The organism is Staphylococcus caledonicus (genome assembly GCF_016238465.1).
In the GTDB taxonomy this organism is placed as follows: domain Bacteria; phylum Bacillota; class Bacilli; order Staphylococcales; family Staphylococcaceae; genus Staphylococcus; species Staphylococcus caledonicus.
This window is the reverse complement of the sequence record NZ_JABTXV010000001.1, coordinates 939,283-965,158: the sequence shown is the minus strand read 5'-3', so window position 1 is coordinate 965,158 and position 25,876 is coordinate 939,283. Positions and strand designations below refer to the sequence as shown.

Sequence of the window (25,876 nt, the reverse complement as noted above, 5' to 3'; positions counted from 1 at the left end):
GGATGTTGACCGTGTCTAAAAACAACTTTAAAGATGACTTTGAAAAGAATCGTCAATCGATAGATTCTGATGACCAAGTCGATCAAGTGACGAATCATTCTGATGATAACGTTGATAATGTTGACAATCAATCAGATCAGCAATTCCCACCTAGAAACTCACAAAGACGTCAAAGAAGACGTAATCAAGCTACTCATCGTAATAAAAAATTTAATGACCAACAAAATGAAAATATAAATGAAGGTTCATTAGATGATCGTTATGATGAAGAATCATTTGATGATTTACATAATAATCGAAACGAAAGAAATTCAACAAACTTAAATGAAGACGACGTTCGAAATGATGAACATCGCCGTCCTTCTAGAAAAGATACTCGTGACTTAGATGAAGAAAAGTATCAAGATGCTAAAGCTTCCAAAAGAGATGACTATGATACTAAACGACACAACAAACATGATGACGATGACCGTTTAGTTGATGGTAAAGACGCTGCTATTGCTGGAGGCGCAGGCGCCACTGGTGCAGCTGGTGCTTCATATGCAGCTAAAGACAAAGGTAAACATCGTAAAAATGATCGTTTAGATGATAATACTCCACGTAATTCTCGTCACAATACTAAAGATGATGTTGATCAACGTTATGAAGATAAACATCATGTAGACAATGATGAGCGTCATGAAGATTTAAATGACTCACGTGATTCTCGTAAAAAAGGAAGTAAAGGTAAAAAGGCCGCAGTAGCTGGGGCAGGAGTTGCTGGAGCTGGAGCTGCTGGCGCGGCCGCTGCTAAACATAAAAATAAACATTCTCACGACAATGATTTAAATCATCGTGACAACAATCATCGTCATGATAACCACAAAGACGATTATCGTGATGATCACCGTGATAATCATCGTTATGATGACAATGATGGATTCCAAGCACACAATGGTAAAAAGAAACGTGGCTTAATGGGTATTTTACTACCACTTATAGCATTATTATTAATTTTAGCTGCATTAGCTATCTTCATAGGCATGTATTTAAATAATGACCATAAAGATAGTAAACAAAGTGATAATAAAACTGAACAAACTACTAATAAATCTGATGATAAAGACAGCAAAGATAAAGCATCTAGCGATAGCGATAAAGATAAATCTAGCGATAAAGCTTCAAAAGATGATAGCGACAATAACTCATCTGATAAAGATAAATCTAGTGATGACAACAGTTCTAATCCATCTGATAAAGCAACAACTTCTGGTTCTTCTTCAGAAGATAGTAACGCTAATGATTCAGATAACAGTTCTAATGATTCATCTAATGGATCTAATAGCGACAATAATGCTAATTCACAAGCTACTAATAATAACAGTACACAAAGCAATAATAATAACAATAGCCAATCTAGTAACTCTTCATCAGGCGGACAAACTCACGTAGTTTCTGGCAATGAAAACTTATATAGAATTGCTATTCAATACTATGGTGAAGGTACTGTTGAAAACGTCAATAAATTAAAACAAGCTAATGGCTTATCAAGTAATAACATTACTAATGGTCAAAAATTAGTTATTCCTCAATAATTATTATTTGAGTTTTGGCCTAGGCGAGACGTTGAAATCTAAGAATTAAATTAGATTTCGATGTCTCGCTTTTTTTATTTAATATGCACTTTCCTCTCCATATTTTCATCAATTTATGTTCAATTAGAAATTCAAAAGTTATTTCTATTTAGAATTAAAGTATGAACTGCTATAATATATGGGTGATTAAAGGAGGCCAATGACATGCAAACCATAGAAAGTATAATTATCGGCGGAGGCCCATGTGGTTTAAGTGCTGCAATTGAACAAAAGAAAAAAGGGATTAAAACTTTAGTTATTGAAAAAGGAAACGTTGTGGATGCGATTTATAAATATCCAACACACCAAACATTCTTTTCTTCAAGTGACAAGTTAAGTATAGGGGATATTCCTTTTATAGTAGAGGAGAGTAAGCCACACCGTAACCAGGCACTCGTTTACTACAGAGAAGTTGTAAAACATCACAACTTAAATGTGAATGCTTTTGAAGAAGTACTAACTGTTAAAAAAATTGATAATAAATTTACGATTACAACTACAAAAGATGTATACGAATGTAAGTTTTTAACAGTGGCGACTGGTTATTATGGTCAACATAATACATTAGAAGTTAAAGGGGCTGAATTACCTAAAGTACAACACTATTTTAAAGAAGCTCATCCATACTTCAATCAAAATGTGACCGTTATCGGTGGTAAAAACTCTGCAGTAGATGCTGCACTAGAATTAGAAAAAGCAGGCGCTAATGTGACTGTGTTATATAGAGGTGACCGTTATTCTGCGGCTATCAAACCTTGGATTTTACCTAATTTTGAATCATTAGTAAATCACGAGAAGATTACGATGGAATTTAATGCCAATGTAACCGAAATCACTGAGAATAGTGTGTTTTATGAAAAAAATGGCAAAGTCATTGAAATTCCAAATGATCATGTGTTTGCGATGATAGGTTATCATCCAGATTATGATTTCTTAAAATCTATTGGTATTGAAATTAATACTAATGAATTTGGTACTGCGCCCGTCCACAATAAAGAAACATTTGAGACAAATGTAGAGAATTGCTATATCGCAGGTGTTATTGCTGCTGGTAATGATAATAACAGTATTTTCATTGAAAATGGGAAGTACCATGGCGGTATCATTACTCAAAGTATATTAAGTAAAAAACAAACGCCTTTAGAAAGTTAAATATAAAAAAGCGAGAATACTTGAGACTGAGCCACACTTATTTTGTGCTCTTAGAAACCGATAAACGGTATCTAAATCTCAATTGTTCTCGCTTTATTTTTTAAAATTGTTCTTCAAAATATTGTTTTAATGTACTTGTATCTAAATGGTTACTTAGAGCTACTAATAATTTCAAACGCGCTTTAGGACCATTTAAACCATTAGAAAAAATCAATCCTTTTTCTGCTAGCGTGTAGCCGCCGCCTTCATACGCATAAACTGGACTAACGATACCATTAAACGACCTTGAGACAAGCACAATAGGTATATCTTTATTTAAACATGCCTCAATCCCATCTAAGCAACTAGGTGGCAAATTACCTTGTCCTAGTGCCTCTATCACTATACCGTCTACTTCTTGTTCAGCGTAAAAATGTAAAACATCGCTTTGCATGCCTACATATGCTTTAAGTAATGGCACGTACAAATCATTACTTATTTTGGAAAATGATTTTTGGTGATAGGGTTGATTATAAAATTGCACTTTATCTTTAGTAAGAATACCTAATGGGCCTTGGTTGGGACTTTGGAATGTATTGATATTAGAAGTGTGTGTTTTAGTTACATTTCTTGCAGTATGTATTTCATCGTTAAATACAACCATTACTCCATTGTTGCGTGATTGCTCTGATGAAGCTACACGTATGGCAGAAATAAAATTATAAAGACCATCTGATCCAATTTCATTAGAGGAACGCATAGCTCCAGTAATGACTATTGGCGCTTCAATATCTAATAATAAATCTAATAAGTAAGCAGTTTCTTCTAAAGTATCTGTACCATGTGTAATCACAAAACCAGAGTATTCTTCGGTACTAATCGACTGCATAATAATGTCCCTAAGTTCAATAACATGTTGTAGCGTAATATGAGGAGAAGGAACATTAAAAGGGTGGATTTCATCTACTTCTGCATATTGTCTAATATCATCTTTATGTAAAGAAATAGGATTAACTTCATTTGTTACTACTTGATTAAATTGATTTTGAGACATACTAATCGTTCCACCAGTATGTATAACGAGAAGACGCTTCATTAAATTCCTCCTATTTTTAAATTACATATTTATGATAAAATAATACAAATAAAACAACAAGGAAGGATATAAATTTTATGGATTCAATTAATATAGCTTTGGACGGACCTGCAGCTGCAGGAAAAAGTACTATAGCACGACAAGTAGCTAGTAAACTATCAATGATTTATGTAGATACCGGGGCCATGTATCGAGCATTAACATATAAATATTTACAACAAAACCGTCCAGAAGATTTTCAAGAACTTGTTGACCAAACTACTTTAGAATTAACTTATGATAGTTCAAAAGGTCAACGTATCATCTTAGACAACGAAGATGTAACTGATTTTTTACGTGAAAATGATGTCACTCAAAATGTTTCTTACGTAGCTTCAAAAGCACCAGTACGTACATTTGCAGTAGAAAAACAAAAAGACTTAGCCGCTAAAAAAGGTATTGTTATGGATGGCAGAGACATAGGGACGGTAGTACTTCCTGATGCTGATTTAAAAATCTATATGATTGCTTCAGTAGAAGAAAGAGCTGAACGACGCCAAAAGGAAAACGAAAAAAGAGGTATACCTTCAACACTGTCACAATTAAAAAAAGAAATTGAAGATCGTGATCAATACGATATGAATCGAGAAATTTCTCCTTTAAGAAAAGCTGAAGACGCTATAACAATTGATACAACAAGTAAAACAATTGAAGAAGTTACAGAAGAAATTATGGCGTTAGTCAAAAATCTTTAGAAATTACATTAAAGCTATTTAGAATATTTTGCGTTTTATTTTATTTAAAGTGCGAATTGTTTTAAATAGCTATTTTTGTTCGATATAATTGATGTTAGAAACAAATAGTCACTTCTAAATCTTATATGCATTCCCGAGTCACAATATAAATTGAAATTATAAATTGCAGTATTAATTACTCAATATTAAATAAACAAAGCGATTGATAGCTTTCATCAAAACTTATGAAGCTAAAGGGGAATGTCTTGACAATTCTGTCAGTTTATAAGATGTTATTATTATGTAGTGTATAAGGAGGGAAACAAGATGACTGAAGAATTCAATGAATCAATGATTAACGACATTAAAGAAGGTGACAAAGTCACTGGCGAAGTTCAACAAGTTGAAGATAAACAAGTCGTAGTTCACATTAATGGTGGTAAATTCAATGGGATAATTCCTATTAGCCAACTTTCAACGCATCACATTGAAAATCCTAGTGAAGTTGTAAAAGAAGGCGACGAAATTGAAGCATATGTGACTAAAATCGAAATCGATGAAGAAAATGACTCAGGTGCTTACATTTTATCTAAACGTCAACTTGAGACTGAAAAATCATATGAATATTTACAAGAAAAACTTGATAATGGAGAAGTAATTGAAGCTAAAGTTACTGAAGTTGTTAAAGGTGGCTTAGTTGTAGACGTTGGCCAACGTGGCTTCGTACCAGCTTCACTAATTTCAACTGATTTCATTGAAGATTTCTCTGTATTCGATGGACAAACAATTCGTATTAAAGTTGAAGAATTAGATCCAGAAAATAACAGAGTCATTTTAAGCCGTAAAGCTGTAGAACAAGCTGAAAATGATGTTAAGAAATCATCATTATTAGAATCACTTAACGTTGGTGATGTAATTAAAGGTAAAGTAGCACGCTTAACAAACTTTGGTGCTTTCGTTGATATCGGAGGCGTTGATGGTTTAGTACACGTGTCTGAACTTTCTCACGAACATGTTGACTCTCCAGAAAACGTAGTTTCTGTAGGTCAAGAAGTAGATGTAAAAATCAAATCAGTTGAAAAAGATGCAGAACGTATTTCACTATCTATTAAAGATACGCTTCCTACACCGTTTGAAAGCATTAAAGGTCGTTTCCATGAAGACGATGTTATCGAAGGTAAAGTTATGCGTTTAGCTAATTTTGGTGCTTTCGTGGAAATCGCACCTGGTGTTCAAGGTTTAGTTCATATTTCTGAAATCGCACATGAACACATTGGTACTCCTGGCGAAAAATTAGAACCAGGCCAACAAGTTAATGTTAAAATTTTAGGAATTGATGAAGAAAATGAACGTATTTCATTATCTATTAAAGCTACGTTACCTAAAGGTGACCTAATTGAAAGTACAGATGCGACAACTCGTTCTTATCTAAATAATGATTCTAACGAAGATAATCCTACTTTAGGAGACGTATTTGGCGATAAATTTAAAAACTTAAAATTTTAATTAATTGCAATATAACTTTTAAGATTAGAGCCTAGGGCATTTATAGTGAAATGTTCTAGGCTCATTTATTTGGTTCATGTTGATTAGAGAAGATTAGAACAAGAATGTTTAGAATTTGAGTAGAATCATAACGATATCTGTCGAGAATCTTGCTTTAGAGACATCATTTAACGGTTTTCCAGAGCATAAATTACTAATTTCTTAATCTTTTCTAGTTAATTAAACCGAGCGGGAGTGTGAAATCATACTAGTTAAATTTGATTTCTATCCTGCTCTTATTTTCTTTATACATATTGTATTCAATTGGTAATGCTCAAGTCATACTTATATACTTAGTTTTAAAACATAAACGCATATGATAAAATTATAGAGATTTTAGAAAGAGAGGAAGTTAACTTATGACTAAACCTATTGTAGCTATTGTAGGCAGACCTAATGTAGGGAAATCTACAATATTTAATAGAGTAGTAGGTGAACGTGTATCAATCGTTGAAGATACTCCTGGTGTAACACGTGACCGTATATATTCATCAGGCGAATGGTTAACACATGAATTCAACATTATTGATACTGGTGGTATAGAAATTGGAGATGCTCCTTTTCAAACACAAATTAGAGCACAAGCAGAAATTGCCATCGATGAAGCAGACGTTATTATCTTCATGGTTAATGTACGTGAAGGTTTAACACAAAGCGATGAAATAGTTGCTCAAATGTTATATAAATCTAAAAAACCTGTTGTCTTAGCTGTTAACAAAGTCGATAACCCTGAAATGAAGAGTGATATATTTGATTTCTACTCACTTGGATTTGGCGATCCATATCCTATATCTGGTTCACATGGTCTAGGGCTAGGAGATTTATTAGACGCAGTTGTTCAACATTTTAAAGAAGAAACTGAAGACCCATACGATGAAAATACGATACAATTATCTATAATTGGACGACCAAATGTAGGGAAATCAAGTTTAGTTAACGCCATCTTAGGTGAAGAACGTGTCATCGTATCTAACGTTGCCGGAACTACTAGAGATGCTGTCGATACTGAATATAGTTATGACGGACAAGATTATGTATTAATCGATACTGCTGGAATGCGAAAAAAAGGTAAAGTATATGAATCGACCGAAAAGTATTCAGTACTACGTGCATTAAAAGCAATTGAACGGTCTAACGTAGTATTAATTGTCATTGATGCCGAAGAAGGTATTATAGAACAAGATAAACGTGTGGCTGGTTATGCACATGAAGAAGGTAAAGCAATTGTTATTGTAGTGAATAAATGGGATACAGTAGATAAAGATAGTAATACAATGAAAAAATTTGCAGACGACGTACGAAATCAATTCCAATTTTTAGATTATGCGCAAATTGCGTTTGTTTCAGCAAAAACAAGAACACGTCTTCGTACGCTATTCCCTTATATAAACGAAGCGAGTCAAAATCACAAAAAACGCGTGAAAAGTTCTACATTAAACGAAGTGGTAACTGATGCGATTTCTATGAATCCTACTCCAACAGATAAAGGGCGTCGTTTAAATGTTTTCTACACTACACAAGTAGCAATAGAACCTCCTACATTTGTTGTATTCGTAAATGATGTTGAATTAATGCACTTCTCTTACAAACGCTATCTTGAAAATCAAATTAGACACGCTTTTGGATTTGAAGGCACGCCGATTCATATCATTCCAAGAAGAAGAAACTAAAAAGGAGACTTAACTATGACTAAAATTACAATATTTGGTATGGGGAGTTTTGGTACTGCGTTAGCAAATGTGCTAGCTGAAAATGGACACACTGTTTTAATGTGGGGAAAAAATGAGGACAGTGTAAAAGAACTTAACGACCATCATCAAAATAAACGTTATTTAAAAAGTGCACAGTTAAATCATACTATTAAAGCTACAAGTAACCTAAAGGAAGCTACAGAGTTCTCTGATGTTTATTTAATGGCATTACCGACGAAAGCAATCAGAGAGGTTACTGAACAAATTGACCAACTTATTGATTCTAAAAAAACATTTATCCATGTAGCTAAAGGTATTGAAAACAAAACCTTTAAACGTGTGTCAGAAATGATTGAAGACTCAATTTCTGAAGCTCATAACGGTGGTATAGGTGTATTATCTGGGCCAAGTCATGCCGAAGAAGTAGTGATTAAACAGCCTACTACAGTTGCGGCATCCTCAAAAGATGAACACATTAGCCAATTAATTCAAGATTTATTTATGAATGATTATTTACGTGTATATACAAATAATGATTTAGTAGGTGTTGAATTAGGCGGTGCTTTAAAAAATATTATTGCCGTTGCTAGTGGTATCGTTGCCGGAATCGGTTATGGAGATAATGCAAAAGCTGCATTAATGACAAGAGGTTTAGCTGAAATAAGTAGATTAGGTGAAAAATTAGGCGCCGACCCTATGACATTTTTAGGTCTCGGAGGTATCGGCGATTTAATAGTAACATGTACATCAACACATTCTAGAAACTACACTTTAGGTTATAAATTAGGTAAAGGTCAAACTACTGAAGAAGCTTTAAATGAAATGGATATGGTCGTTGAAGGAATCAACACAACTAATTCTGTTTATCATTTAGCTAAAGAACAACATGTAGATATGCCGATTACTAATGCATTATATAAAGTTTTATTTGAAGATAAACCTGTGAAAGATAGCGTAAGAGATTTAATGGGACGCGACAAGAAAGCAGAATAATGTGTTATATTACACTTTAATAGCTATTTTTTAAAAGTTTTATGTATAAATACTGATATTTCAGTGTTTTAAGCGTATAAATCATTGCGGTGACGTTAATCATTGTGTTAAAGTCATAGCATAATGATATAAAGATATCATTATCATTCATCTGGAGGTGAACTCGTAATGAATAAAACTGACTTAATTAATGCAGTTGCTGAACAAGCTGACTTAACTAAAAAAGAAGCTGGTTCTGCTGTAGATGCTGTTTTCGAATCAATTCAAAACTCACTTTCAAAAGGTGAAAAAGTTCAATTAATTGGTTTCGGAAACTTTGAGGTACGTGAACGTGCTGCACGTAAAGGACGTAACCCTCAAACAGGTAAAGAAATCGAAATCCCTGCAAGTAAAGTTCCAGCATTTAAAGCTGGTAAAGCATTAAAAGATGCTGTTAAATAATTTACTTAAAAGCCCTACATAAGGGCTTTTTTATTTTTATACATAAAATTTAAAACGATTAAGTTATTATATATGTGTTAGTTTAATTACTTTCTTCAAATAAACTTAATTTCTCTTAATTATAAAATAAAGTTTGATTCACACTAAATCACTATATTTTATTTTTATGTATATAATGTTAAGATGTATAGTGATAATAACGTGAGGTGTGAACATGGAAAGAACATTAAGCATATTAAAGAGACAAATTGATCAAAGGCTTAAGGGTATCAATAATTATGAATCAATTGATATCAATAGTAATTTAAGCGATTTACTGGATAGATTTGATATCCCTGAAAATGCTAAACTTGCTTGCCTCACTATCGATACTTCAATGAAGCATCTTGACAAGATTTCATATAATAAATTATCAAAGAAATCAATATTGATTGGAGATTTATTAAGTGCCCATTTTTATACTTTATTAGCTGAAATTAATGAACCTAAATTTCAATTGGCTATGAGTAAGGCTATCGTTAAGTCTAATGAGTTAAAATCATCTTTACATTACCAATCTCTAGAATTAAATGATATTTATGAAACCATTATTGAAATAGAAACAATTTTCCCATATATAACATTGTCCCATTTTGGTGACAAAAACTTATCGGAAGTTGATATATATAAATACCTTTTCAAAGATGTCGATACGTATTATCCATCTTACTTGAAAATGTATAATGAAAATGAAGTTCATCAATTTATTAAAGATATTAATCAAAGCTATATAGAAAAAAGTAGAGGTAATAAAAATGGCTGAAAATAATGCAAAAAAAGAACAAGTTCATACAGTCTTTCAAAATATTTCAAAAAAATACGATCGTTTAAACAATATTATTAGTTTCGAACAACATAAGGTTTGGCGTAAACATGTCATGAAAACAATGAACGTTAAACCAGGGAGCAAAGCTCTAGATGTATGTTGTGGTACTGCCGATTGGACAATTGCTCTTAGTAAAGCAGTAGGGCCACATGGCGAAGTTACAGGATTAGATTTTAGTGAAAATATGCTTGAAGTTGGTAAAGAAAAAACTAAAACTATGGATAATATCCATTTAGTCCATGGCGATGCAATGAGCTTACCATTTGAAGATAATTCATTCGATTATGTCACTATTGGTTTTGGGCTTCGTAACGTCCCTGATTATTTAGCTGCCCTAAAAGAAATGAATCGTGTGCTAAAACCTGGTGGTATGGTAGTATGTTTAGAAACAAGTCAACCTACTATGCCCGTCTTTAAACAAGTCTATAAACTATACTTTAAATTTGTTATGCCTGTATTTGGTAAATTATTTGCCAAATCTAAAGAAGAGTATGAATGGTTACAACAATCGACGTTTAATTTTCCTAATAAAGAAAAGTTAAAACGTATGTTTGAACAAGCTGGATTTAATAATATTAAAATCCGTAGCTTCACAGGTGGCGTTGCTGCAATGCACCTAGGCTATAAACAAAAAAGTTCTTCTAAATAAAAGGTGATTAATGTGGCAAAGTTAAACATGAATAGTGAAATTAAAAATGTAGAAAAACGCCTCCAAGAAGCTATTAAAAGTAATGATCCGGTGTTACAAGAAGCTACATTTCATTTACTATCATCAGGAGGGAAACGCGTTAGACCAGCGTTTGTTATATTAAGTAGTCAATTCGGTCCAAAAAAGAATACTGAAGATACTTATCGTGTAGCTGTAGCTTTAGAATTAATTCATATGGCTACACTTGTTCATGATGATGTCATTGATAAAAGCGATAAGCGTAGAGGCCGTTTAACTATAGTAAAAAAATGGGATGTTACAACGGCTATTTTAACTGGAAACTTTTTACTTGCTTTAGGCTTACATCATCTATCCGAAATACAGGATAATCGCATCCACCATATTATATCTAATTCAATAGTAGATGTTTGTAGGGGCGAGCTATTCCAATTTCAAGATCAATTCAATAGTGAACAAACTATAACTAATTATTTACGTCGTATTAATCGTAAAACTGCCTTACTTATCCAATTAGCAACTGAAGTTGGTGCGATTACTTCTGAAGCTGATGATGAGACAGTTCGAAAATTAAAAATGATTGGCCATTATATAGGTATGAGTTTCCAAATTGTCGATGATATTTTAGATTTCACTAGTTCTGAAAAGAAACTTGGAAAGCCTGTGGGTAGTGATTTAATGAATGGCCATATTACTTTACCAGTACTACTCGAAATGAGAAGTGATAACTCATTTAAGCAACAGATTGCATCACTTAACCATAATACAAGTACTGAAGTATTTGAGCCTATTATTGAAAGAGTAAAAAATTCAGATAGTATAAAGACATCTAAAAGAATTAGTGATCGCTATCTTGCTAAAGCTTTAAAATTAATCGATCAACTCGAAGAACCTAATGCTCAAAATCTTTTTGTAAAATTGATAAAGAAAATGGGTTCCCGAAACGTTTAGAATAAAACTGTATTGAAAGCGCTTTACCAACCTGTTACTATAAACTAGTAACAGGTTTTATTTTTATTGATAGTTAAATACATATTTAACAACACTGAATAACGAAAGATAAACAAACAAGGGGATGAAGTGTGATGGAGAGAACATTTTTAATGATTAAACCAGATGCTGTACAACGTAATTTAATTGGGGAAATTATTTCTAGAATTGAACGTAAAGGATTAAAACTTGTGGGAGCTAAATTAATGACAGTGCCACAATCGTTAGCAGAAGAGCACTACGCGGAACATGTTGAAAGACCTTTCTACGGTAAACTTATTTCATTCATTACCTCAGCGCCAGTATTTGCAATGGTCGTTGAAGGTGAAGATGCTGTAGACGTTTCAAGACATATTATAGGTAAAACAAATCCTTCAGAAGCAACTCCTGGTTCAATAAGAGGAGATTTAGGATTAACAGTAGGTAGAAACGTCATTCATGGTTCTGACTCAGTTGAATCTGCCGAACGAGAAATTAATTTATGGTTTAAAGAAGATGAGTTAAGCAATTATGAATCACCAAGAGACACATGGTTATACGAATAATCAATTAACAATAGACTAATAATAAAGCAGGACAATCTATTCATATGAATGAGGTCCTGCTTTTTAATTTCTTAATTTCAAGAAGATATAATCGGATATTTGTTTGAATTTTCAAATAATTTTAATTTAAGCGTTTTCCAACCGTTATGTAAATACACTGAATATGATATGATAACACATATCATAATTTAACGTAGTAAAGAGAAAGGAGCTTGTGCTCATGAGATATTTAACATCAGGAGAATCACACGGCCCTCAATTAACAGTCATTATTGAAGGTGTACCTGCCAATTTAAAAATTAAAGCTGAAGATATTAATAAGGAAATGTTTAAGCGTCAAGGTGGCTACGGTAGAGGGCGTAGAATGCAAATCGAAAAAGACGCTGTAGAAATTGTTTCTGGTGTTAGAAATGGTTACACGTTAGGAAGCCCGATTACAATTGTTGTTACGAATGATGATTTTACTCATTGGAGAAAAATCATGGGTGTTGAGCCTATTACTGATGAAGAACGTGAAAATATGAAACGTACCATTACTAAACCTCGTCCTGGTCATGCTGATTTAATCGGTGGCATGAAATATAATCATCGCGATTTAAGAAATGTATTAGAACGTTCTTCTGCTAGAGAAACCGCAGCACGTGTAGCAGTGGGAGCTGTTTCAAAGATTTTATTACAACAACTAGACATTCAAATGTATAGTCGTGTAGTAGAAATTGGTGGCGTTAAGGATGAAGGATTATACGACACTGAAACATTCAAACAAAATATTGATAAAAATGATGTGCGCGTGATTGATGATACTATTGCGCAACAAATGAGAGATAAAATCGATGAAGCTAAAAAAGAGGGCGACTCAATTGGTGGCGTCGTTCAAGTTATGGTAGAAAACATGCCTATTGGAATCGGTAGCTATGTTCAATACGATCGTAAATTAGACGGCCGAATTGCTCAGGGCGTGGTAAGTATTAATGCATTTAAAGGCGTAAGTTTTGGAGAAGGTTTTAAAGCAGCTGAAAAGCCTGGTAGCCAAATTCAAGACGAAATCTTATATAATTCAGAGAGAGGATTCTATAGAGGATCTAATCACTTAGGCGGATTTGAAGGTGGCATGACGAATGGTATGCCAATTATCGTAAACGGTGTGATGAAACCTATACCAACTTTATATAAACCATTAAATTCCGTAGATATTAATACGAAAGAAGACTTTAAGGCTACGATTGAACGTTCAGACAGTTGTGCAGTCCCTGCAGCAAGTGTAGTATGTGAACACGTGGTTGCTTTTGAAGTGGCAAAAGCATTATTAGAAGAGTTCCAATCAAATCATATCGATCAATTAAAAGAACAAATTAAAGAACGCAGAAAGTTAAATATTGAATTTTAATTAATAAGAACAGTAAGAAACGAGGTTTTTTACATGCAATTACAAACAACGTATCATAGTAATAATTACCCGATTATCGTAGAGCATCATGCAATTTCTTATTTGTCTGATTACATTCAGGAATATGATAAAGCATTTTTAATCATAGATGAATATGTTGATTTTAACTTTAAACAACAATTTGAACCTTTACTTAAAAGTCCTAACGTTTATAAGTTAGTTATGCCAGCTGGCGAAAAAATGAAAACTTTCGAACATTATCAGCAAACACTAGAACAACTATTAAGTTATAACGTTACGCGTAACACTTGCTTATTAGCCATAGGTGGTGGAGCAACTGGCGACTTGACTGGCTTTTTAGCGGCAACTCTATTAAGAGGCGTTGATTTTATTCAGGTTCCAACTACAATATTAGCTCATGATTCTAGTGTTGGGGGTAAGGTCGGTATTAATTCATCTCACGTTAAAAATCTTATTGGTGCATTTTATAGACCTAAAGCAGTCATTTATGATTTAGATTTTTTACAAACTTTGCCTTACGAAGAAGTATTAAGTGGCTATGCTGAAATATATAAACACGCACTTTTAACCGGACAAGTTGCAGTAGATGACATTGAAAAGCACTTTTCAACAAAAGAAAAATTACAATCATTAGAAGAGATGGACCAATTTATCTTTAAAGGGATTAAAACTAAGTTAAATATTATTATTAAAGATGAAAAAGAACATAATATGCGTAAATACTTAAATTTAGGGCATACATTGGGCCATGCGATAGAATATAAGTATAAAATTCCTCATGGCCACGCCATCATGATTGGTATAATTTACCAATTTATTATTTCTAATGAAGTAATGGGCGCTCAATTCGATACGCATCATTTTGCAAATTATATTAAAGAACTTCATTATCCAACTTCAATAGTGGAAACATTAGACTTTGAGGAAATGTATCACTATATGTTATTAGATAAAAAGAATGATGAACAAGGCATCCAAATGGTATTGCTTGAAGCGTTAGGTAAGCCTCATGTTCGTCATGTTGAAAAAAATGTATTAATTACAGCGTTTAACGAATTGCAATCATTATTAAAGTAGGTGAAGAGGATAATGACAAACGAACAAATAATTGATATACATGGCCCTTTAGTAGGCGAAATAGAAGTACCTGGCGATAAATCTATGACACATAGAGCAATTATGTTATCCTCCTTAGCTACCGGTACATCTACTATCTATAAGCCTTTACTAGGGGAAGATTGTCAACGTACAATTGATATTTTCAAATTACTAGGTGTAGATATTCGCATTGAAGATGAAAAAATTATTATTCATTCTCCAGGATATCAAAATTTTGAAACGCCACATCAAACGCTTTACACAGGTAATTCAGGTACTACAACTCGCTTATTAGCTGGTTTATTGAGTGGTTTAGGTATTGAGTGTGTGTTATCTGGAGATGCATCTATAGGTAAACGACCAATGGATCGGGTTATTAAGCCTTTAACACTAATGGGGGCGCATATTAACGGTATTGATAATAATTACACACCTTTAATCATTAAACCCGCTTCTATTAAAGGTATTAATTACCAAATGGAAGTAGCGAGTGCACAAGTAAAAAGTGCTATTTTATTTTCTAGTTTATTTTCAAAAGAATCATCTAAAATAACTGAAATTGACATTACGCGTAATCACACCGAAACGATGTTTGAACATTATAATATTCCATTACAAGTTGAACAGAATATTATTACTACATCTGCAAACGCAATTGAGAATATTCAAGCCAAAGACTTTCACGTACCTGGAGATATTTCTTCAGCAGCATTCTTTATCGTTGCAGCGCTTATTACACCTGGAAGTGATATTACAATTCATAATGTTGGCATCAACCCGACACGTTCAGGTATTATAGAAATCGTCCAACAAATGGGTGGTAATATTGACTTATTCAATATTACTAAAACCTCGGAACCTACTGCATCTATTCGCATACGCTATACACCGAATTTGAAACCTATTCATATCGAAGGTGAATTAGTACCTAAAGCAATTGATGAATTACCAATTGTTGCATTATTATGTACTCAAGCGTCAGGTACTAGTATCATTAAAGATGCAGAAGAATTGAAGGTTAAAGAAACAAATCGTATCGATACAACTGCAGATATGCTTGGCTTATTAGGCTTTGAATTACAACCTACTGCCGACGGACTAATTATTCATCCATCTACATTTACACGTTCCGCTACAGTGAGCAGTATGACGGATCATCGTATTGGCATGATGTTGGCTATCGCGTCACTTTTAAGCAACGAGCCTCTTACTATACGTCAATTTGATGCAGTCAATGTATCGTTTCCAGGTTTCTTGCCCAAATTAAAGCTTTTAGAAAATGAGGGATAATACATTATGGAAGATATCTATAAATTAATAGATGATATTAATCTTCAAAAAATAGACAATCTAGACTCACGTGTGAATGAGGCATTGAATTCTAACAATGATGATGCTTTATTTATTCTAGGGGAGACCTTATATAACTTTGGTTTGACACCTCAAGGACTAGAAGTATTTAGAGCGCTTTACCACAAATATCCTGATGAGAGTGAACTATTGATTTACTTTATTGAGGGCTTAATGGCTGAAAATCAAACTGATGAAGCGCTAGAATACCTAAGTCAAGTTACGCTTTCAACTGAAAAGCTAATGCTAGAAGCTGACTTATATCAACAAATTAATATGACTGAAGTTGCTATAGATAAACTCACTGAAGCACGTGAATTAGAACCTAATGATCCAATCATTCATTTTGCATTAGCTGAGTTATTATATTTCGATGGTCAATATTTACGCGCTACACACGAATATGAAGTTGTCTTAGATACTGGTGAGTACGAAGTGAATGGGGTCAACCTATTTGCACGTATGGCTGATTGTGCACTACAAAGCGGAAATTATAGTGATGCCATTCATTTATATGATGAAATTAATGAAGACGAAATGGCCTCTGAAGATTTCTTCAAAAAAGCAATTGCCTATGAAAAGAACGAAATTACGCAAGAAGCAATTAAGATTATGACTAATCTATTGTCTAAAGACCCTGATTTCATTCAAGGCTACTTTTATTTACAATCATTATATGAAAATGAAAAGAACTATCCTGATGCTATTGAGACTGGTAAAGAGGGGTTACGTTTAAACCAATTCTACAAAGAATTAATGGTTTCGACTGGTAGTCTTGAAATAGAACATGGCGATGCTAATGAAGGTGTTGAATTATTAAAACAAGCACTTGAAGTAGATAATGGTTATCATGAACCGTTATTAATCTTAAGTGATTTATTCCGTAATGAAGAAGATTACGAGGCTATTATTGGATTACTTTCTTACGTTGACGAAGAAGATTTAGATCCTGTATTTATGTGGCACTTAGCACATGCCTATGGTCAAGAAGAGCGAGATACTGAAGCACAACACTTCTTCACGCTTGCTTATCCTACATTGAAATCTCAAAGTGCATTCCTAAGTGATTATTACTTCTACTTAACTGAAATAGGTCAAAAAGACCAAGGTAAATTAATTCTTAATGAATTGTTAGAGCTTGATCCAAGCAATGAAACATGGCATGAAGAAGCAAGCCGTTTGGATTACTAAGTAGGTGAATGTCTTGAATCAAACACTTTTCAAAATGAAACAAAGCTATATAGAATATGCTTTGTTTCATTATCATTTTAAATCGCGTATAAGTGTATGGATATTAAATTACTTGAAAGCTTCTCCTGAGATGTTAAATAATGTTCATTTCGTAAATCATAAAGTACCTAACCATGAAACACTTGAAATAAGTTTAAAAGACTCTCAAATGTCTGCTATTAAACTTTCACGTGATAATCAGGCACTTATCAATACGAATGAAATTTTTAGTTATGTTATATCGCAACGTAGACCATTCGATATATTGTTTCATTTTGATAAATATCACTCGACTGATAGACGACTTAACGAAGTCATTATTAATCAACTTATGTATTCTTCTCAGTTTGATGCATACCTTGATAATATTCATCATCTATCATTAGAACCTAATAAAAAGCACTTACTTATTGAACAATTACAACAAAGTATAGATTTAAGTTTACAGATGAATGACCGTCATCAATTTTATCAATTATCTCAAATTTTAAATCTGCTTAATACACACTAAAAATTATTTAACAACGAAGGAACTAACGTTTATGCTAACTTTTAAACAAATGTGGGAACTAACTTTGTATCATAGGTTAAGTTTAATTATCCTACTAATATGTAACATTTTAGGTACAATATATGGGTTTATATGGTACGGTGATCAGCTGTTCCAAACAAAATGGTATTTTTTACCATTCATACCCGATAGTCCTATTGCTTCACTATTTTTATGTATAGCAATAATAACTATACTTTTAAACAGAAGTAATTCTATAATAGGTGCCTTAGCATTTGTTTCATTATTAAAATATGGATTATGGGCCGTTATTATGAATATCATCATGATTAATATGTATCACGATATTACAATAATGAATGTCTTTTTAATTATGAGTCATGGCATAATGGCGTTAGAAGCTATTTATTTTTATCCACGTTTTAAAGTCACATGTAGCGGGTTTTTAGTTGCAATGATTTGGGTCTTTCACAATGACTTTATTGATTATGTTCTAGGAAAGTTCCCATACTACGGCTTTATCGCTGAACATAGCGCTATAATCGGTTATATTGCATTCTGGTTAAGTGTGTTTGCTTTAATTATGTATTATTCTCTTAACCGTCTCTTAACGGTTAAATTATTTGATTAAAAAGACGATAGTCAGTAAAATATTATTAAAGGAGAGTGGAATTATTGTCTATAGTGTCTTATATCATATATATTGTCATTATTATGCTCATTCCAATGTGGGCACAACATAAAGTTAAATCAAATTATGAAAAATATTCTCAAGTTAGATCTACAAGTGGTAAAACTGGCCGTGAGGTAGCGGAAGAAATTTTACATGCTAACGGTATTTACGACGTAGATGTAGTTAAAGGCCAAGGCTTTTTAACTGACCACTATGATCCTAATAAAAAAGTTGTTTGTTTATCTCCTGCAAACTTCGATAGACCTTCAGTAGCTGGTACAGCTATTGCAGCACACGAAGTTGGACATGCTATTCAACACCAACAAGGTTATGCTTTCTTACGTTTTAGAACAGCATTAGTACCATTAGCTAATGTAGGGAGTTCATTAAGTTACATGATTGTTATGTTAGGAATTATCCTTACTGCAATGGGTAGCGCATTCGGCTCTACAGCTTTATGGATTGGTGCTGGTTTAATGTCACTAGCGGTTTTATTCTCTATCGTGACATTACCTGTTGAATTTGACGCAAGTTCAAGAGCAATGAAACAAATTACCGCACTAGATATAGTGAATGAAAAAGAATATAAACATGCGAAAAAAGTATTATCTGCCGCTGCAATGACTTATGTTGCTGCAACTGCAACAGCTGTTGCTGAGCTAGTTAGAATTATTCTAATGGCTAGAGCGAGCGATAATTAATAAGCGATTGAATTTATATTATGCTGGTAACCATTTTGAAATGGTTACCAGTTTTTGTATAGTTACACTTAATTTAATCAATCACTAGTAAAAGGGGAATTTATCTGTACTTTACGAATTCATGAAATGCATGATTGATTAATATGATATATACTAATTAAGAAATGTTTATAAAGGAGTATAGATATGAAATCAATGCAAGATATGCAAAATGAAGTCGACGAATATATAGGCCAATTTAAAGCAGGTTATTTCTCTCCATTAGCCAATCTCGCACGTTTAACAGAAGAGGTCGGCGAATTAGCTAGAGAAATTAATCATTATCATGGTGAGAAGAAAAAGAAAGATTCTGAAGCTGATAATACGATTAAGGCTGAACTAGGTGATAATCTATTCGTTTTACTTTGCATAGCTAACTCATTAGGAATAGATATGACCGAAAGTTTCAATGATACCATGCATAAATTCAATACTCGTGATAAAGATCGCTTCGAGCGTAAATAAGATAATAAAGAAAGAGAAGGAGGGCGCTATCATGAAAATTGGTATAACGTGCTATCCCTCAATGGGCGGCTCAGGCATTATTGCCACAGAATTAGGTATTAAAATGGCAGAAAGAGGTCATGACGTCCATTTCATCACTTCAAATATTCCATTTAGAATTCGGAAACCACTGCCGAATATTACGTTTCACCAAGTAGAAGTGAATCAATACGCAGTGTTTCAATACCCTCCATATGATATAACGTTAAGCACAAAAATATCAGAAGTTATTAAAGAATACGATTTAGATATATTGCATATGCATTATGCTGTTCCACATGCGATATGTGGTATTTTGGCACGTCAAATGTCCGGTAAAGATATTAAAATAATGACGACTTTACATGGAACTGACATTACAGTGCTTGGATATGATCATTCTTTAAAAGGAGCAATTAAGTTTGGTATTGAAAAAAGCGATATAGTCACAAGCGTGAGTCGTTCACTCGCCGAACAAACAAAATCAATTATTGAAACTGATAAAGAGATTGTTCCTATTTATAATTTTGTACGTGAAAATGAATTTCCTACACGTCGTGAAACAAAACTTAAAGAAGTCTATGGAATTCAACCAGATGAGAAAGTACTTATTCATGTATCTAATTTTAGAAGAGTAAAACGTATAGATACTATTTTAGAAACTTTCGCAAAAGTACATAAACACATACCAAGTAAACTCTTACTATTAGGTGACGGACCAGAATTGCTTGATATGCGTAAAATGGCTAGAGATTTAAATATTGAAGATAGCGTGCTATTTTTAGGTAAACAAGACCAAGTAAGTAAATTTTATCAATTATCAGATTTAGTTTTACTTTTAAGTGAAAAAGAAAGTTTTGGCCTTACTTTGCTTGAAGCAATGAAGACAGGTGTTGTACCAATAGGTTCTAATGCTGGTGGTATTAAAGAGGTTATTAAGCATGAAGAAACGGGCTTTATCGTTGATATCGGTGATAGCGAAAATGCTAGTAAATACGCAATACAATTGCTTACTGACGACTCATTATATAAACAGCTGCAACAAAATATGTTACAAGATGTAAAAGAGCGCTTTGGTTCAGAACTAATCACTGATCAATATGAAAATTATTATAGAAAAATGTTAAATCAAGATGAGGAATAATATGGGAATAGAATTATTTGAAAAAGCACAGCCCATTTTAGAAACAATAGAAAACAATGAGTTTGAGGCTTATTTTGTTGGTGGATCTGTTAGAGATTATCTAATGAATAGAGTAATTCATGATATTGATATTACTACCAGTGCCACACCTGATGAAGTAGAAGAGATGTTTGATAAAACAATACCAATAGGCAAAGAACATGGCACAGTTAATGTAGTTTATAACAAAGAAAATTATGAAGTAACAACTTTTAGAGCGGAAGCTGAATATTTAGATCATCGTAGACCAAGCGAGGTTTATTTTGTTCGGGACTTGAAAGAAGATTTACAACGACGGGACTTTACGATTAATGCAATAGCTATGGATAGAAACTATAACGTTTACGATTATTTTGATGGTCAAATAGATATTAATCAACAAGTCATACGTACTGTTGGTAATGCTCAAGAACGTTTCAGTGAAGATGCTTTGCGTATTGTTAGAGGATTACGTTTTCAAGCTCAACTCGGATTTTCATTAGATGCAGCTACTTATTCTGCAATGCAAGGTCAAATTGCAGATATTGAACATCTTTCAATTGAACGGATTATAGTTGAATTTAAAAAGTTAATTAAAGGTAAAAATGTGAGTCAAAGTTATCATAATTCTTTAAATTTAGGTTTATTTGACTATGTTCCATTTTTCAAAGAATTAGATATGTCAGAAACTACTATCACAGTGCCGGTATCTTTTGAAATTTGGTTAGCAATTCTTATGGCAAAAAGTCAATCTGAACTTTCTTTGGCAGTACTCAACCTTAGTAACAAAGAAAAAAGTATGATTCAGTTATATAAAAAGATTATCTTAGAACTACCAAACGTTAATAGTAAGGACGCTTTTAGAATTTTTGTGTATGATTATGGCGAACAAAACATTTTAGAGATATTTTCAATTCAATCATTATTAACACTGAATAATTTAGCCATATCCTCACCACTTATCGTTAATACGCAATCAATTAATGAAGTAGCACAGCAACTTCCTATACAAGAACGTAAAGAAATGAATATAAATGGTGGAGATTTATTAAATTATTTTCATAAAAAGAGTGGGCCTTGGATAAAGGAAGTACTTCGCGAAATTGAGTGTGCTATTATAACTAACAAAGTTCAAAATGTGAAAAAAGAAATTTTGGAATGGGTGAAGGACAATGTCAAAATATAGCCAAGATGTTATTAAAATACTTTATACGCATCAATCAGAATATATTTCAGGACAAGATATAGCGGATGAATTACATATCTCGAGAGCTGCTGTTAAAAAGGTGATAGACCAATTAAAGGCGGACGGTTGCCAAATAGATTCTATCAATCATAAGGGACATCAATTAAATCAATTGGCTGACCAATGGTATAGTGGGATTGTATCGCATATTTTAAGCGATAATCAGCTTGTTACATCTATCAATGTTTATGATACTGTAGAGTCTACTCAAACAATTGCTAAGCAAACGTTAGTTGGAAATAACGATACTATGATTATCTTAAGCGATGAACAAACTAAAGGACGTGGTCGCTTCAATCGTAATTGGGCATCGTCTAAAGGAAAAGGGCTATGGATGTCATTAGTACTAAGACCTCATATACCGTTCTCTATGATTCCAAAATTTAATCTATTCATTGCATTAGGTATTAAAGAAGCGATTCAACAATTTTCTAAAGATAAAGTAGCAATTAAATGGCCTAATGATATCTATATTAATGATAAAAAAGTGTGTGGATTTTTAACAGAAATGGTGGCAAATTATGATTCAATTGAAGCCATTATATGTGGGACTGGAATTAACTTAAATCATTTAGCGGAAGACTTTTCAGAAGATATTCAACATAGAGCAACAAGCATCCGAATGCATAGTGATGAAAAAATAAACCGCTACGATTTTTTAAAAGTACTTATTTCAGCCATTGAAAAACGGTACAATCAATTTTTAAACCAACCATTTGAATCAATTAGAGATGAGTATATTGAAGCTTCAAATATTTGGCAGCGAAAATTGAAATTCACTGAGAATAAAAAACAATTCATCGGTGAAGCGATTGATATTGATAAAGATGGTTTCTTAATGGTTAAAGATGAAAATGATCAGATAAGACGCCTTATTAGTGCCGATATCGAAATCTAAATAGAAACACATGAAGATAAGGAGAGTTTATTATGGCAAATACTAGTTTTGCGGTAGTGGATTTAGAAACGACCGGAAACCAACTGGATTACGATGAAATTATACAAATTGGTATTACGTTTGTACGAGATAATAAAATATCTGGGACATATCACTCAATGATTCGTACCGATTTAGAAATCCCGCCATTTATCCAAGCTCTAACTTCAATTGAAGAAACAATGTTAGAACAAGCACCTTATTTTCATGAAGTAGCGAACGAAATTTATAATCAACTTAAAGATTGTATATTTGTGGCACATAATGTAGATTTTGATTTAAATTTTTTAAAAAAAGCCTTTAAACAAAATAACATTACTTTTCAACCTAAAAAGGTCCTTGATACATTAGAGCTCTTTAAAATCGCATTTCCCACTGATAAAAGTTACCAACTTAGCGAATTAGCGGAAGCGCATAATGTGTCATTAGTAAATGCGCATAGGGCTGATGAAGATGCTACAACTACTGCTTATTTAATGATTAATGCTTTTAAAAAGTTTGAACAACTACCATTGGATACCTTGAAGCAACTATATTATTTAAGTAAGAATCTTAAGTACGATTTATTTAATATCTTGTTTGAAATGGTAAGACATCACAATCAATCTAGTTTAGATGATAGGTTCGGACAATTTGAGCAAATTATTTATAAAAAACAAGTTGATTTAAAAGCACCTCAAACTAAGTTTAACGGTTCATTAAAACAACTATACTCAAGTGTCACAGAGGCGTTGAACCTTACATACCGTCCTCAACAACTTTATTTGTCTGAGATTATTTTAGAGCAATTGATGCATAATGATAAAGCTATGATTGAAGCGCCACTAGGAAGTGGAAAGTCTCTTGCTTATTTAATTGCCGCCTTGATGTATAACATTGAAACAGGGCGTCATGTAATGATCTCTACAAATACTAAATTGCTGCAAAATCAATTATTACAAAAAGACATACCTAGTTTGAATCAAGCGTTAAATTTTAAAATTAATGCTGCTTTAATTAAAAGTAAAAACGAATATATATCACTAGGTTTAATTAGCCAAATACTAAAAGATGAGACCTCAAATTATGAGGTTAACATTTTAAAAATGCAGTTACTTATTTGGATTACCGAGACCACAACCGGCGACATACAAGATTTAAATCTAAAGGGTGGTCAAAAGATGTATTTTGACCAAAAAGTTGAAACGTATGTGCCTGTAAGACATGATATACATTACTATAATTATATAAAACGTAATGCTCATAATATTCAAATTGGAATTACAAATCATGCTCATTTAATACATTCTGATTATGAAAATTCAATTTATCAATTATTTGATGATTGTATTATTGACGAAGCGCATCGTTTACCTGACTATGCATTAAATCAAGTGACCAATGAACTCAATTATTCAGATTTAAAATACCAATTAGGCTTAATTGGTAAAAATGAAAATGAACGACTTTTACATGCTATTGATACATTAGAACAACGTCGTATTTTAGAACGTCTAGATATAGCCCCAATTGATGTATTTGGTCTAAAAACAAATATCAATGAAATTCATGAATTGAACGAACGACTATTCAATAATTTATATACTATTATTAAAGATTCTGATGTCCATGATGATGATAGCCATCGCTATCATTATGTGTTCGAATTTGATACAACTCAAATACTTCACGATTTACATGCGATCGTAGATAAAATCAATAAAACCCTAGAATTTTTCAATGGCATGAACCACAAAACAATAAAAACGATACGTAAGCAATTATTATACATCAATGATAACTATAGAAATATTGAACAAAGCTTAAAAGCTCAGCATACTGCTTATCTATCTATTAAAAATCTAGCTCAGAAATCTACAATACGATTAATCGTCAAAGATTATGACGTGAAAGATGTGTTAACGACTAGAGTTTTAGACAAGTTTAATTCTTTAACTTTTATTTCTGGTACTTTAACTTTCAATCGTTCTTTCGATGCCTTTAAAAATTGGTTTAACGAAGATATTCACTTTAACACGTACCAAGTTCAGTCACCACTTGCCAAACACAACAATACGAATGTTTATATACCAAGTGATGTGGCATCATATAACTTTAAGAATATCGATGATTACGTTGCGTCTATAGTAGACTATCTTCAAGAATATATCACTATAACTGAATCTAAGTGCTTAGTACTTTTCACAAGTTATCGTATGATGCTTATGGTTCAAGAATTATTAAATGAGTTACCTGCATTTGAGGATTACGTTGTCTTAACACAACAACAAAATCAGAACTATAAGATTGTCCAACAATTTAATAACTTTGAAAAATCAATATTACTTGGTACTTCTACGTTCTTTGAAGGTTTTGATTATCAAGCTAAAGGCATTAAGTGTGTTATGATTGCGAAATTACCATTTATGAATAAATACAATACAAAACACTGGTTAATGAATTCTGAATTTGAATCTACATTTAAAGATTATGTATTACCTGATGCCGTGACACGTTTTAGACAAGGTTTAGGCCGCTTAATACGTAATGAAAATGATAAGGGATTAATCGTCTCTTTCGATGATCGACTTGTAAATAGTAATTATAAGAACTTTTTCGCTCAAACTCTTGAAAATTATAGCCAGAAAAAGGGCGATATTAAACAATTTAGTAAGTTACTTAAAAAAATACAACAAGATATCAATAAAAACACCTAGCATTTGAGTGAGAATACGTATTCAATACGCTCATGTGCTAGAACTTCACTAT

24 protein-coding genes are annotated in these 25,876 nt (G+C 32.7%); 23 read left to right on the top strand and 1 reads right to left on the bottom strand.

The window, feature by feature from the left end:
* Nucleotides 1–11 precede the first annotated feature (11 nt).
* Together ebpS and ypdA are read left to right on the top strand one after the other, a co-directional pair.
* Nucleotides 12–1,574, top strand: a complete 1,563-nt coding sequence (gene ebpS / locus HS848_RS04815) for an elastin-binding protein EbpS (protein WP_198611444.1) — start codon at nucleotides 12–14, stop codon at nucleotides 1,572–1,574.
* A 204-nt stretch (nucleotides 1,575–1,778) separates the two neighbouring features.
* Nucleotides 1,779–2,765, top strand: a complete 987-nt coding sequence (gene ypdA / locus HS848_RS04810; protein WP_107508361.1) for a bacillithiol disulfide reductase YpdA — start codon at nucleotides 1,779–1,781, stop codon at nucleotides 2,763–2,765.
* A 100-nt stretch (nucleotides 2,766–2,865) separates the two neighbouring features.
* Here ypdA and HS848_RS04805 read toward each other — a convergent pair whose 3' ends face one another.
* Nucleotides 2,866–3,840 carry an asparaginase gene (locus HS848_RS04805; RefSeq protein ID WP_198611443.1) on the bottom strand — a complete coding sequence of 325 codons (975 nt, stop codon included), beginning with the start codon at nucleotides 3,838–3,840 and terminating at the stop codon, nucleotides 2,866–2,868.
* A gap of 77 nt (nucleotides 3,841–3,917) precedes the next feature.
* Here HS848_RS04805 and cmk point away from each other — a divergent pair, with 77 nt between their 5' ends.
* From cmk to HS848_RS04700, 21 genes are all read left to right on the top strand, one after another.
* A complete protein-coding gene (gene cmk / locus HS848_RS04800) occupies nucleotides 3,918–4,574 on the top strand; it encodes a (d)CMP kinase (RefSeq protein WP_107508359.1) in 657 nt (218 codons plus the stop codon).
* A 306-nt stretch (nucleotides 4,575–4,880) separates the two neighbouring features.
* Nucleotides 4,881–6,059 carry a 30S ribosomal protein S1 gene (rpsA, locus tag HS848_RS04795; RefSeq protein ID WP_107508358.1) on the top strand — a complete coding sequence of 393 codons (1,179 nt, stop codon included), beginning with the start codon at nucleotides 4,881–4,883 and terminating at the stop codon, nucleotides 6,057–6,059.
* A 398-nt stretch (nucleotides 6,060–6,457) separates the two neighbouring features.
* On the top strand, nucleotides 6,458–7,768 hold the full coding sequence (der, locus tag HS848_RS04790; RefSeq protein WP_107508357.1) for a ribosome biogenesis GTPase Der: 1,311 nt from the start codon (nucleotides 6,458–6,460) through the stop codon (nucleotides 7,766–7,768).
* A gap of 15 nt (nucleotides 7,769–7,783) precedes the next feature.
* Nucleotides 7,784–8,782 (top strand): NAD(P)H-dependent glycerol-3-phosphate dehydrogenase, encoded by a 999-nt coding sequence (locus HS848_RS04785; RefSeq protein WP_107508356.1) that lies wholly within the window; start codon nucleotides 7,784–7,786, stop codon nucleotides 8,780–8,782.
* A 168-nt stretch (nucleotides 8,783–8,950) separates the two neighbouring features.
* Complete coding sequence (locus HS848_RS04780) at nucleotides 8,951–9,223, top strand: HU family DNA-binding protein (protein WP_002449794.1); 273 nt, start codon at nucleotides 8,951–8,953, stop codon at nucleotides 9,221–9,223.
* Between the two features lie 214 nt (nucleotides 9,224–9,437).
* Entirely contained in the window at nucleotides 9,438–10,025 is a 588-nt protein-coding gene (locus HS848_RS04775) for a heptaprenyl pyrophosphate synthase subunit A (protein ID WP_107508485.1), read from the top strand.
* Entirely contained in the window at nucleotides 10,018–10,737 is a 720-nt protein-coding gene (locus HS848_RS04770; RefSeq protein WP_107508484.1) for a demethylmenaquinone methyltransferase, read from the top strand. Before HS848_RS04775 ends, HS848_RS04770 begins: the two co-directional genes overlap by 8 nt.
* A gap of 12 nt (nucleotides 10,738–10,749) precedes the next feature.
* Nucleotides 10,750–11,706, top strand: a complete 957-nt coding sequence (locus HS848_RS04765; protein WP_107508483.1) for a polyprenyl synthetase family protein — start codon at nucleotides 10,750–10,752, stop codon at nucleotides 11,704–11,706.
* A 134-nt stretch (nucleotides 11,707–11,840) separates the two neighbouring features.
* A complete protein-coding gene (gene ndk / locus HS848_RS04760; RefSeq protein WP_107508482.1) occupies nucleotides 11,841–12,290 on the top strand; it encodes a nucleoside-diphosphate kinase in 450 nt (149 codons plus the stop codon).
* Nucleotides 12,291–12,510: 220 nt separating this feature from the next.
* On the top strand, nucleotides 12,511–13,677 hold the full coding sequence (gene aroC, locus HS848_RS04755) for a chorismate synthase (protein ID WP_103165827.1): 1,167 nt from the start codon (nucleotides 12,511–12,513) through the stop codon (nucleotides 13,675–13,677).
* Nucleotides 13,678–13,710: 33 nt separating this feature from the next.
* Nucleotides 13,711–14,775, top strand: a complete 1,065-nt coding sequence (gene aroB / locus HS848_RS04750) for a 3-dehydroquinate synthase (protein ID WP_198611442.1) — start codon at nucleotides 13,711–13,713, stop codon at nucleotides 14,773–14,775.
* A gap of 12 nt (nucleotides 14,776–14,787) precedes the next feature.
* A complete protein-coding gene (gene aroA / locus HS848_RS04745) occupies nucleotides 14,788–16,086 on the top strand; it encodes a 3-phosphoshikimate 1-carboxyvinyltransferase (protein WP_198611441.1) in 1,299 nt (432 codons plus the stop codon).
* 6 nt (nucleotides 16,087–16,092) lie between these two features.
* Nucleotides 16,093–17,337 (top strand): tetratricopeptide repeat protein, encoded by a 1,245-nt coding sequence (locus HS848_RS04740; RefSeq protein WP_198611440.1) that lies wholly within the window; start codon nucleotides 16,093–16,095, stop codon nucleotides 17,335–17,337.
* Nucleotides 17,338–17,341: 4 nt separating this feature from the next.
* Entirely contained in the window at nucleotides 17,342–17,887 is a 546-nt protein-coding gene (locus tag HS848_RS04735) for a YpiB family protein (RefSeq protein ID WP_408642059.1), read from the top strand.
* A 31-nt stretch (nucleotides 17,888–17,918) separates the two neighbouring features.
* Nucleotides 17,919–18,518, top strand: coding sequence for a DUF1405 domain-containing protein (locus tag HS848_RS04730; RefSeq protein ID WP_198611438.1), 600 nt, complete (start codon nucleotides 17,919–17,921; stop codon nucleotides 18,516–18,518).
* A gap of 44 nt (nucleotides 18,519–18,562) precedes the next feature.
* Complete coding sequence (locus HS848_RS04725; RefSeq protein WP_107506150.1) at nucleotides 18,563–19,261, top strand: zinc metallopeptidase; 699 nt, start codon at nucleotides 18,563–18,565, stop codon at nucleotides 19,259–19,261.
* Between the two features lie 186 nt (nucleotides 19,262–19,447).
* On the top strand, nucleotides 19,448–19,765 hold the full coding sequence (locus tag HS848_RS04720; protein ID WP_107508475.1) for a nucleotide pyrophosphohydrolase: 318 nt from the start codon (nucleotides 19,448–19,450) through the stop codon (nucleotides 19,763–19,765).
* A 31-nt stretch (nucleotides 19,766–19,796) separates the two neighbouring features.
* Nucleotides 19,797–20,927 (top strand): N-acetyl-alpha-D-glucosaminyl L-malate synthase BshA, encoded by a 1,131-nt coding sequence (gene bshA / locus HS848_RS04715; protein WP_107506148.1) that lies wholly within the window; start codon nucleotides 19,797–19,799, stop codon nucleotides 20,925–20,927.
* Nucleotide 20,928: 1 nt separating this feature from the next.
* Nucleotides 20,929–22,131: a CCA tRNA nucleotidyltransferase gene (locus HS848_RS04710; RefSeq protein WP_198611437.1), complete on the top strand. Its 1,203-nt coding sequence runs from the start codon at nucleotides 20,929–20,931 to the stop codon at nucleotides 22,129–22,131.
* Nucleotides 22,118–23,089 (top strand): biotin--[acetyl-CoA-carboxylase] ligase, encoded by a 972-nt coding sequence (locus HS848_RS04705; RefSeq protein ID WP_198611436.1) that lies wholly within the window; start codon nucleotides 22,118–22,120, stop codon nucleotides 23,087–23,089. Before HS848_RS04710 ends, HS848_RS04705 begins: the two co-directional genes overlap by 14 nt.
* Nucleotides 23,090–23,121: 32 nt before the next feature.
* A complete protein-coding gene (locus tag HS848_RS04700; RefSeq protein WP_198611435.1) occupies nucleotides 23,122–25,824 on the top strand; it encodes a helicase C-terminal domain-containing protein in 2,703 nt (900 codons plus the stop codon).
* The last annotated feature ends 52 nt before the right edge of the window (nucleotides 25,825–25,876 follow it).

Excerpts from the sequence above, each read along its gene's own strand:
- aroB (WP_198611442.1), top strand. The coding sequence starts at position 13,711 with ATGCAATTACAAACAACGTATCATAGTAATAATTACCCGATTATCGTA.
- cmk (WP_107508359.1), top strand. The coding sequence starts at position 3,918 with ATGGATTCAATTAATATAGCTTTGGACGGACCTGCAGCTGCAGGAAAA.
- HS848_RS04780 (WP_002449794.1), top strand. The coding sequence starts at position 8,951 with ATGAATAAAACTGACTTAATTAATGCAGTTGCTGAACAAGCTGACTTA.
- aroC (WP_103165827.1), top strand. The coding sequence starts at position 12,511 with ATGAGATATTTAACATCAGGAGAATCACACGGCCCTCAATTAACAGTC.
- rpsA (WP_107508358.1), top strand. The coding sequence starts at position 4,881 with ATGACTGAAGAATTCAATGAATCAATGATTAACGACATTAAAGAAGGT.
- ndk (WP_107508482.1), top strand. The coding sequence starts at position 11,841 with ATGGAGAGAACATTTTTAATGATTAAACCAGATGCTGTACAACGTAAT.
- HS848_RS04710 (WP_198611437.1), top strand. The coding sequence starts at position 20,929 with ATGGGAATAGAATTATTTGAAAAAGCACAGCCCATTTTAGAAACAATA.
- HS848_RS04730 (WP_198611438.1), top strand. The coding sequence starts at position 17,919 with ATGCTAACTTTTAAACAAATGTGGGAACTAACTTTGTATCATAGGTTA.
- HS848_RS04720 (WP_107508475.1), top strand. The coding sequence starts at position 19,448 with ATGAAATCAATGCAAGATATGCAAAATGAAGTCGACGAATATATAGGC.
- HS848_RS04805 (WP_198611443.1), bottom strand. The coding sequence starts at position 3,840 with ATGAAGCGTCTTCTCGTTATACATACTGGTGGAACGATTAGTATGTCT.
- der (WP_107508357.1), top strand. The coding sequence starts at position 6,458 with ATGACTAAACCTATTGTAGCTATTGTAGGCAGACCTAATGTAGGGAAA.
- HS848_RS04705 (WP_198611436.1), top strand. The coding sequence starts at position 22,118 with ATGTCAAAATATAGCCAAGATGTTATTAAAATACTTTATACGCATCAA.
- ypdA (WP_107508361.1), top strand. The coding sequence starts at position 1,779 with ATGCAAACCATAGAAAGTATAATTATCGGCGGAGGCCCATGTGGTTTA.
- HS848_RS04770 (WP_107508484.1), top strand. The coding sequence starts at position 10,018 with ATGGCTGAAAATAATGCAAAAAAAGAACAAGTTCATACAGTCTTTCAA.
- bshA (WP_107506148.1), top strand. The coding sequence starts at position 19,797 with ATGAAAATTGGTATAACGTGCTATCCCTCAATGGGCGGCTCAGGCATT.
- HS848_RS04740 (WP_198611440.1), top strand. The coding sequence starts at position 16,093 with ATGGAAGATATCTATAAATTAATAGATGATATTAATCTTCAAAAAATA.
- HS848_RS04775 (WP_107508485.1), top strand. The coding sequence starts at position 9,438 with ATGGAAAGAACATTAAGCATATTAAAGAGACAAATTGATCAAAGGCTT.
- aroA (WP_198611441.1), top strand. The coding sequence starts at position 14,788 with ATGACAAACGAACAAATAATTGATATACATGGCCCTTTAGTAGGCGAA.
- HS848_RS04700 (WP_198611435.1), top strand. The coding sequence starts at position 23,122 with ATGGCAAATACTAGTTTTGCGGTAGTGGATTTAGAAACGACCGGAAAC.
- HS848_RS04785 (WP_107508356.1), top strand. The coding sequence starts at position 7,784 with ATGACTAAAATTACAATATTTGGTATGGGGAGTTTTGGTACTGCGTTA.